Origin of the sequence: Syntrophorhabdus sp. (genome assembly GCA_012719415.1) — a bacterium.
GTDB lineage: Bacteria > Desulfobacterota > Syntrophorhabdia > Syntrophorhabdales > Syntrophorhabdaceae > Delta-02.
The window spans coordinates 1-7,719 of record JAAYAK010000064.1; the positions used below are offsets into that span (position 1 = coordinate 1).

Here is a 7,719-nt window from a genome sequence, read left to right on the forward strand (position 1 = left end):
ACCTTCAGCGTATCGAGGGCTGTGTTGAGCTTGTCGATATCGACCTGAATGTTTGTCTCACTGTTCCAACCCACATTCGCCGTCGCGTTGAGGCTCAGGCCGGACACAGTGCCGTCGAAGGAATTGACCACCAGGGTGTGGTTGTTGCCGAAACGCACCGTCATGTTGTCCGACGCGCTCAGGAGGTTTTTGCCTTTGTAGAAGGCGTCGCTCCTGAGGTCGTTCAACTGGTCCATCGTCCTCGCGTACTGAGCGACCTTGTCCGCCAGTTCCGTGCCACTTCCGATGGAGGATTCCGAGAAAACTGAACTCAGTGCCGCGTCAAAGGCAACATCTCCATCTTCCAGAGAGGTGCCGCTTGCCGCAGTAATGGTGAGCGTGACACCGGCAACCCCGGCGTTCATATCCTTCGTTTCACCGAAGCTGTTGATAGCGGCCGCGAGGTTTGCCGCCGTGTCAGCAGCAGTGGCTCCAATGTAGAAGTTTTGGTCACCGAGCGCCTGGGAACCGGCCGAGGTCACCGCGGTAAAGGTGGAACCACCGATTGATATCGTGTTGCCGCCGGCAAGGCTGGTGATGCTGTCGATTGTCAGGGTCTGGCTGTATGATGACTCATTGAGAACGCCCTTGGCGTCTTCCGCGAGTGCCTTCGCGGATTCGATCAGCGTCTTGATACCGGTAATGGCCGCGTCTGCCGCCTTGACGGTCTGGATCGCCTCTGAAATGGCATCCTTGAAGCTCAAAAGGTCATTGGCGCGTGAAGTATGTGACTGCGCGGTGAAAAAGTTCGTCGGATTGTCCAGAGCTGAGTTAACCTTTTTGCCCGTGGCCAATCTTTCCTGTGTCCTGTCGAGCAATTTGACTGTTGACTGGAGGGACAGGAGGTTCGACCTCATGCCTGATGTTAAAGAAATGTCTCCCATGGTTTTTCTCCTTTTCTAGGATTTTTTCTCCCGGCGATCTCGCCGGGGCTCTTTGTGACCTGTGCCCATTCCCGAATTGTTTTTCACCTCCCTGGTGAGCACTATGTTCATCTTCATGAGAGAGTTATCGAAAGGCGGAGAAAAAACTTAAGAGATAATTGTCATACAGAAAGCACACATTCTGTATTACCGGGATTGTGTTTCCGTTTTGTGTTTACAATCAATGGATTACCTGTCGACCGTCGTTGTCGGATGGGACTGTACATCGAACCGGGAAGACTCAGCCCATCCCGAAGCTTGAAACCGTCTTTACTCGTGTCCCAGGGAGTGTCTCGACGGGGTTGTTGCCTGACGTATCGAAGACGGCTAAAAGATGTTATCCTTCTTGGCTTCTTCAATCATCCTTTCAGCAATCCCGGCGACAAAATCCTCCGCGCTCTTGAGAGACTGCGCCGCTTCCGTTTTCGGGATTGGCCTCTCCGGGTCATAGATGAACTGATGCCTCTTGGTCCTCATCCTATTGAACCGGTTTATGAGTGTCCTGAATCCCTCGCCCAGAACGGCAGCGCAGAATTCAACGACAGTTCTGTGTTGATCCTTACCCTTCGGTCGGTAACCATGGGAGAACATGAGGGCTCTTCCGGCCCTGAGCATGGCATGATAGGCGATCGTATGGGCCCAGGCTTCGTCGATCTCAAGATTTGCCCTCGCCACCATCAGATCTCTTCTCGCCCTTGCAAGATTAACAGAGATCTGCTTCGGGTTTGAGGAAATTCTCTCAATGGATCCCTGAGCTTCAAGTCTCTTATAGCCCACGAAGATCTCCTACAAGGGCGATCTTCTCGCCATCAAGGACATTGGAGATGAACCCGTCTTTCGTCGTCACCTTCTCTTTGAATTCCTGGGGATCATACAGTACGTAGTTAACGCTTCTCCCTAAAGCTTTCTCCAGTCTCTGCAATGCCGCATCGATCACGTTGAGATCAACGTCGCCAACTATCAGGAGATCGACATCGCTGTCGGCGTTCTCCCGGCCACCGGCGAAGGAACCATAAATGAAGGCAAACTCGATCCCCTTCACGGCTTCAAGCAAAGACTTGATCTGTCCCGCGACTCCCGCAGTCTTAAGAATGAGCCCCTTAAGTTCGTCAAAGAAGGAACAACTCCTGTTCACTCGAAACTGTTTAAGGTTCCCCGCCCGGGCGGAGACGAGGATACCCACCTTTTCGAGTCTGGCCATTTCCCGACTCACATTTGTCGGGTCTTCCTGAAGGATTGGCGCAACTTGCCGCACGAAGTACTCTTCATCAGCATGGGTGAAGAACCAAACCAATATCTTCACCCTTGTCTTTGAACCGAAAATGCTGTTCAGAACATCATTCATAATCAACTGTAGCGAATTTTACTACAACTGTAGTTGTATTTACTACAATTATTCTTCTGCAAAGAGTTCGAACAAACCGTAAGGGATAATTTGTATTCCTTCTGCGGCCTTCAACCCGCAACTCGCAACTCGAAACGGCCTTTCCTCCCTGAGACTTGAAACATGAGACCTGAAACCGTCCTTACTCGTGCCTCAGGGCCTCGATGGGGTCGAGGCGGGCCGCTTTGAGGGCGGGAAAGTAGCCGAAGATCATACCAACCGCCGCGGAGAAGAGGAAGGATACGAATATGATGGGGGCGTTGAAAACGAAGGGAACGTGCAGGACACCACCCAGCCACACCGACGCGATAAGCGCCAGAATTATCCCTATGATGCCTCCCAGGGAGGAGAGCACCACGGCCTCAACGAGGAACTGTGTGAGCACTTCGCGCTCGAGGGCGCCGATGGCGAGGCGAACACCGATCTCCCGGGTCCTCTCCGTGACGGATACGAGCATGATGTTCATGATCCCTATGCCGCCGACGAGGAGGCTCACCGCCGCCACGGCGCTGAGGAGCGCCGTGAGGAGCTCCGTGGTGCTTGTGAGCATCTTTGCGATCTCCTTCATGTCCATGACGTTGAAGTTGTCGTCATCGCTCGGGGCGAGATGCCGCCTTTCGCGCATGAGTTTTGAAATGTCCTGCCGCGCCTTGTCCGTCGATGCCCCGTCCTGCACGGAGACCTGGATGAGGCTTATCTCCTGATTTCCGGTGATGCGCCGCTGGAGGGTCCGAATGGGGATCACCACGACGTCGTCCTGGTCCTGCCCCATCGTGCTCTGGCCCTTCTCCGCCAGGATGCCGATCACCTCACAGGAAAGCTTCTGGAGACGAAGCTTCTCACCCAGCGCGTCCTGGCCGCCGAAAAGCTTCTTGCGCACCGTCTCGCCGACGACACAGACCGCGGCGCCCGAGCGCAGCTCGCTCTCGCTGAACTGCCTGCCCGTCGCGACGGACCTCTTCGTTATATAGAAGTAATTGTTGTCGCTCCCCGTCACCTGGGTCGCCCAGTTCTGATTCCCCAGTATCGCCTGGACCGATTGTGATGAAACAGGCGCCACGGCGGCGATGGAACTCACCTCCCGCATGATGGCCTCCACATCGGCCTCCTTGAAAGGCACATTGCCCGATGACTGGCCCGGCCCGAGCCTCTTCCCCGGGCTCACCATGAGCATGTTGCTGCCCATGCTCGCGATCTGCTGCTGGACCTGGAGGGTCGCGCCGCCGCCGATCGTCACCATGGTGATGACCGCCCCGACGCCGATGACGATACCCAGCACCGTCAAAAAGGAACGCATGACGTTTCGCCTGATCTCCCTCAAGGCCAGCAGGATCATGTTCCAGAGCATCAGGCTCTACCCCCGTTGTGCTCATCGACCACGATCATGCCATCTCGGAAATGGACCTGCCGTTTCGCGTAGACCGCCATATCCGGTTCATGGGTGATCATTACCACCGTGATCCCTTCGTCCCTGTTCAGAGCGGTGAGCACATCCATTATCTCTCTGCTGCGGGCCGAATCGAGGTTGCCCGTCGGCTCGTCCGCCAGGAGCACCGCGGGACCGGTGACAATGGCACGGGCAATCGCGACACGCTGCTGCTGCCCCCCCGAAAGCTCCGCCGGTGTGTGGTGTTCCCACCCCGTGAGGCCGACCGTTTCCAGCGCCTCCATGGCCAGTCTGTGGCGCTCCCGGGCACCCGTGCCGCGATACAGGAGGGGAAGCTCCACGTTCTCCAGCGCCGAGGTCCGGCTCAGGAGATTGTAGCCCTGGAATATGAACCCCTGGTAATGACGGCGCAAAAGCGCCCTCTGATTCCGGTCCAGGGCTCCCACGTCCACATCCCTGAACAGGTACGTACCCTCCGTCGGCATGTCGAGACAGCCGAGGATGTTCATACACGTCGATTTGCCCGATCCGCTGGGTCCCATCACCGCCACGAACTCGCCTTCATCGATGGAAAGGTCAATGCCCCTGAGGGCCTCGACCATGGCGTTCCCCTTTCCGTATATCTTTGTCACCCCTCTGAACTCGATCAGATGGCCCGCATGTTCGCTGTCGCGAAGATCTTCCTCTTCCGTCATCACTTTGTCCCCGTGATCGTATCGGTAACAACCTCCGTCCCGGGCTGAAGGTTCCCGCTCGTCACCTCTGTCACACCGCCATTCTGTGCGCCGACGGTGATGGAAACGGAGGCCAGTTGACCCTTGCTCAGGGTAAAGATCCGTTTCTGCTGTTTTTTGCCCCTCTCTTCACGCGGCTGTGCCCCCTGTCTCGGGGGTCGGGGAAGCAGCGCGCCGACGACTCCGCCTGATGCCTTCTTCTCCTGCTGAACGGGAGGCGAGAAGCGCAGCGCGGCGCTGGGCACGAGAACGACGTTCTCCAGTTTCTTCACGGTGATGTCCGCCGTGGCGGTCATGCCCGGGCGCAGGGACAGGTCGGGATTACTGACCCTCAGCACCGTTTCGTACGTCACGACCCCGGACGTCGTAGAGGAACCGTACCGGGCCTGGGTGATCTCGGCTTCAAAGGCACGGTCCGGATAGGCATCGACGTTGAACGTGGCCTTTTGTCCTTCCTGTACCTTGCCTATGTCGGCCTCGTCCACATTCACGTGGAGCTCCATCTTTGTCAGGTCCTCGGCAAGGGTGAAGAGCACGGGGGCAGTGAAAGACGCCGCCACGGTCTGCCCCGGTTCGATGCTCCGCGCAAGGACAATGCCGTTGATGGGTGATTTGATGACCGATTTCGACAGATCCGTCAGCTGCGCGTTGAGAGCGGCCTCAGCCTGAGACACGGAAGCCTTGTAGTTCGCCGCGTCCGCCTTTGCCCGATCGAAGGCGGCCTTCGCCGCGTCCATCTCCGTCTGTGAAGGGACCTTGCCGCCGCTTAAGTCCCAGACCCTCTGGAACTGCGTCAACTTTGACTGCGTCTCCGTAACCGTTGCCCGGGCCTGCTGCTCCTTTGCCTTTGCCGCTTCCAGCGCCGCCCTGGATTGAGCGATGGTCGCCTGCAGTTTCGTGGTGTCAAGCCTCGCCAGGACCTGGCCCGCCTTGACCTTGCTGTTATAATCCGCCTCAACGGTCCTGATGGTGCCCGAGAGCTCGCTGCCCACGTCAACCTTGTTCGTCGGCTGCAGGGTTCCCGTGGCGGTCACCACGACAACAAGGTCTCCGCGCCTGACCTGTTCCGTCTTGTACTCAACCGCCTTTGATTTCCCTCGTACCCCCAGAACTACAAGCACGACAACCACTGCGGCAAGAACCAGACAGCCCGGCAAAAGATAGCGCCTGAAACGTCCCGAACCCGTCAGAGGGCCTCTTCCCAGGACCTTCGCCGCGACTGACTTCGGATCAATCTTCATTTTCATGTGTCTTCCTTGTATCCGTCTTCTCTTCCTCACGTGATGCCATTGATTCCCACCCCCCTCCGAGGGCCTTGTACAGCTTTATCAGGTTAGATGTCACCACTCCCCTGCTCTTCGCGAGCTGGTCCTGGGCGGACAGCAGGGAACGCTGGGCCACAAGGACGGTGAGGAAATCGGAGAGCCCGGCCTCGTATTTGAGAAGAGCAACCTCGGCGGATCTATTTGCCGCCCTTTCGGCAAGGCGCAGGGACTCCATCTTGTTCTGCTCCTCAGCATAGGCGGTCAGCACATTCTCCACCTCTTCCAGCGCGCTGAGGACCGTCTTCTCATACTCCACAAGGGCCTCTTCCTGCAGGGCCGACTGGACCTCGATGTTGGCCCGTATCGCACCGCCCTTGAAGATAGGCCAGCTGATCGAGGGACCGAAGCTGTATGACCGGGTGGGCGTGGAAACAAGCCTGTTGACCGAAAGGGCTTCGATCCCTATGGACCCCATGAGCGTGAACTTCGGATACAGTTCCGCTGTTGCCACCCCCACCCTAGCCGTCTGCGCGGCGAGTTCGCGCTCCGTGCGCCTGACGTCCGGCCGCCGCCGCAGCATGTCCGCCGGCACGCCCACGGCCACATCGACAGGAGGGGCAGGAATGGATGCCGACTTCTCCAGTTCCTTATGGACCTTTCCCGGTTGTTCCCCCAGCAGCACCGCGATCCTGTTGAGCGCCGCCTCCAGCCCCGACCGAAGGTCCGGCACCTGCGACCGCGTGCTCTCGAGGTTGGAAAGGGCCTCCTGCACCGCAAGTTCATCCCCAAGCCCTGCCTGCTGTCGCCATAATGTCAACTGGTAGGTCTCGGCCTGCTTCGCGACGTTCCCCTCGGCGGCCTCGATCCTCGCCTGGTAAGAGCGCACGTCGATGTAATTCATGGCCATTTCTCCCAAAAGAGACACGAGAACATCCCGCAAGTCTTCCTGGGCCGCGTCGAGGTCCGCCCCGGCGGCCTCCACGGAACGACGCACACCGCCGAAAATGTCGATCTCCCAGGAGGCGTCGAAGCCCGCGGTGTAGAGGTCATTCACCCTGTCGGCAACGGTATCGGCGCTGCTGTAAACCCGTTTGCCGGAGGCGGAGGAATCCACGGAGGGAAAGAATTCGGCAACCGCCGCGCGGCGGCTCGCCCGGGCCTGCCTGACGCGGGCCTTCGCCATCTTCAGGTTGAGGTTCCCTGCCACCGCCCGTTCGATGAGACCGGAAAGGACTTCGTCGTTAAGAGTGGTCCACCAGGCGGCGAGGACCGCCGGATCCGCGGCGGCCGGTTTGAGACCGCCTTTGAGGGCCGTGTGCCACTGATCGGACACACTGACGTCGGGTTTGGCATAATCAGGTCCGACGCTCGCGCAGCCGCCGAGAAGGAACAATCCAAGAAGTGTGATCGGAAGAACCGCCGTGCGGTACAGGGCGGGAATATGCGGGAAGTTCATCTTCATGGGCCGGATTTGCCTTTAAGTATACTTGAAAACGCCCCTCACCGCACGCTTTCTTTTGCCCCTGGCGCCCTCTTCCTGATACTCTCCTTCACCGTCCTCATCTCTATCTCATGTATCGTATCCATGCGATTCCTGCCGGTGTTGAGATGAGACAGATAGGGGCCCTCAGGGAGGGGGTGCGCGAGCACAGGCCCGAGCTCATCCTTCTCGACCTCATGCTCACGGGACCGGACGGATATATGCGCCGATATCAGGAGGATCTCCACGGTACCAAATAATAATGGTTCAAGGTTTCAACAAGGTTCAAGGTTTCAGGCGGGAACTTCAGGCGGGAACAATTGGGTTGACACCGCCTGCCGCGTGGAATAATCTTACTGGGGGACCAATCAATGACCCGAGCTCTCATCACAGGCATCACAGGACAGGACGGCTCCTACCTCGCCGAGTACCTCCTCTCGAAGGGGTACGAGGTCCACGGGGTAATACGGAGGGCCAGCACCTTCAACACGGGGAGGATAGACCACA

General features: G+C 58.1%; 9 protein-coding genes. 1 reads left to right on the plus strand and 8 read right to left on the minus strand.

Features of this window, described 5'->3' with window-relative positions; genetic code table 11:
- From GXX82_03790 to GXX82_03825, 8 genes are all read right to left on the minus strand, one after another.
- Positions 1–923: hypothetical protein (locus tag GXX82_03790; GenBank protein ID NLT22148.1), on the minus strand; the 923-nt coding region annotated here is incomplete at its 3' end.
- 366 nt (positions 924–1,289) lie between these two features.
- Entirely contained in the window at positions 1,290–1,739 is a 450-nt protein-coding gene (locus tag GXX82_03795; protein NLT22149.1) for a HEPN domain-containing protein, read from the minus strand.
- Positions 1,729–2,307, minus strand: a complete 579-nt coding sequence (locus GXX82_03800) for a hypothetical protein (protein NLT22150.1) — start codon at positions 2,305–2,307, stop codon at positions 1,729–1,731. The genes GXX82_03795 and GXX82_03800 overlap by 11 nt, the downstream gene beginning before the upstream one ends.
- A 181-nt stretch (positions 2,308–2,488) precedes the next feature.
- Positions 2,489–3,694, minus strand: a complete 1,206-nt coding sequence (locus GXX82_03805; protein ID NLT22151.1) for an FtsX-like permease family protein — start codon at positions 3,692–3,694, stop codon at positions 2,489–2,491.
- The gene (locus GXX82_03810) at positions 3,694–4,428 is read right to left on the minus strand and encodes an ABC transporter ATP-binding protein (GenBank protein NLT22152.1); all 735 of its coding nucleotides are present in this window, start codon (positions 4,426–4,428) and stop codon (positions 3,694–3,696) included. The genes GXX82_03805 and GXX82_03810 overlap by 1 nt, the downstream gene beginning before the upstream one ends.
- Complete coding sequence (locus tag GXX82_03815; protein NLT22153.1) at positions 4,428–5,714, minus strand: efflux RND transporter periplasmic adaptor subunit; 1,287 nt, start codon at positions 5,712–5,714, stop codon at positions 4,428–4,430. The genes GXX82_03810 and GXX82_03815 overlap by 1 nt, the downstream gene beginning before the upstream one ends.
- Positions 5,698–7,188, minus strand: coding sequence for an efflux transporter outer membrane subunit (locus GXX82_03820; protein ID NLT22154.1), 1,491 nt, complete (start codon positions 7,186–7,188; stop codon positions 5,698–5,700). The genes GXX82_03815 and GXX82_03820 overlap by 17 nt, the downstream gene beginning before the upstream one ends.
- Before the next feature lie 44 nt (positions 7,189–7,232).
- A complete protein-coding gene (locus GXX82_03825) occupies positions 7,233–7,460 on the minus strand; it encodes a hypothetical protein (protein ID NLT22155.1) in 228 nt (75 codons plus the stop codon).
- A gap of 123 nt (positions 7,461–7,583) precedes the next feature.
- Between GXX82_03825 and GXX82_03830 the strand changes: the two genes are divergently transcribed.
- A partial coding sequence (locus GXX82_03830; protein NLT22156.1) for an NAD-dependent epimerase/dehydratase family protein occupies positions 7,584–7,719 on the plus strand: 136 nt, incomplete at its 3' end.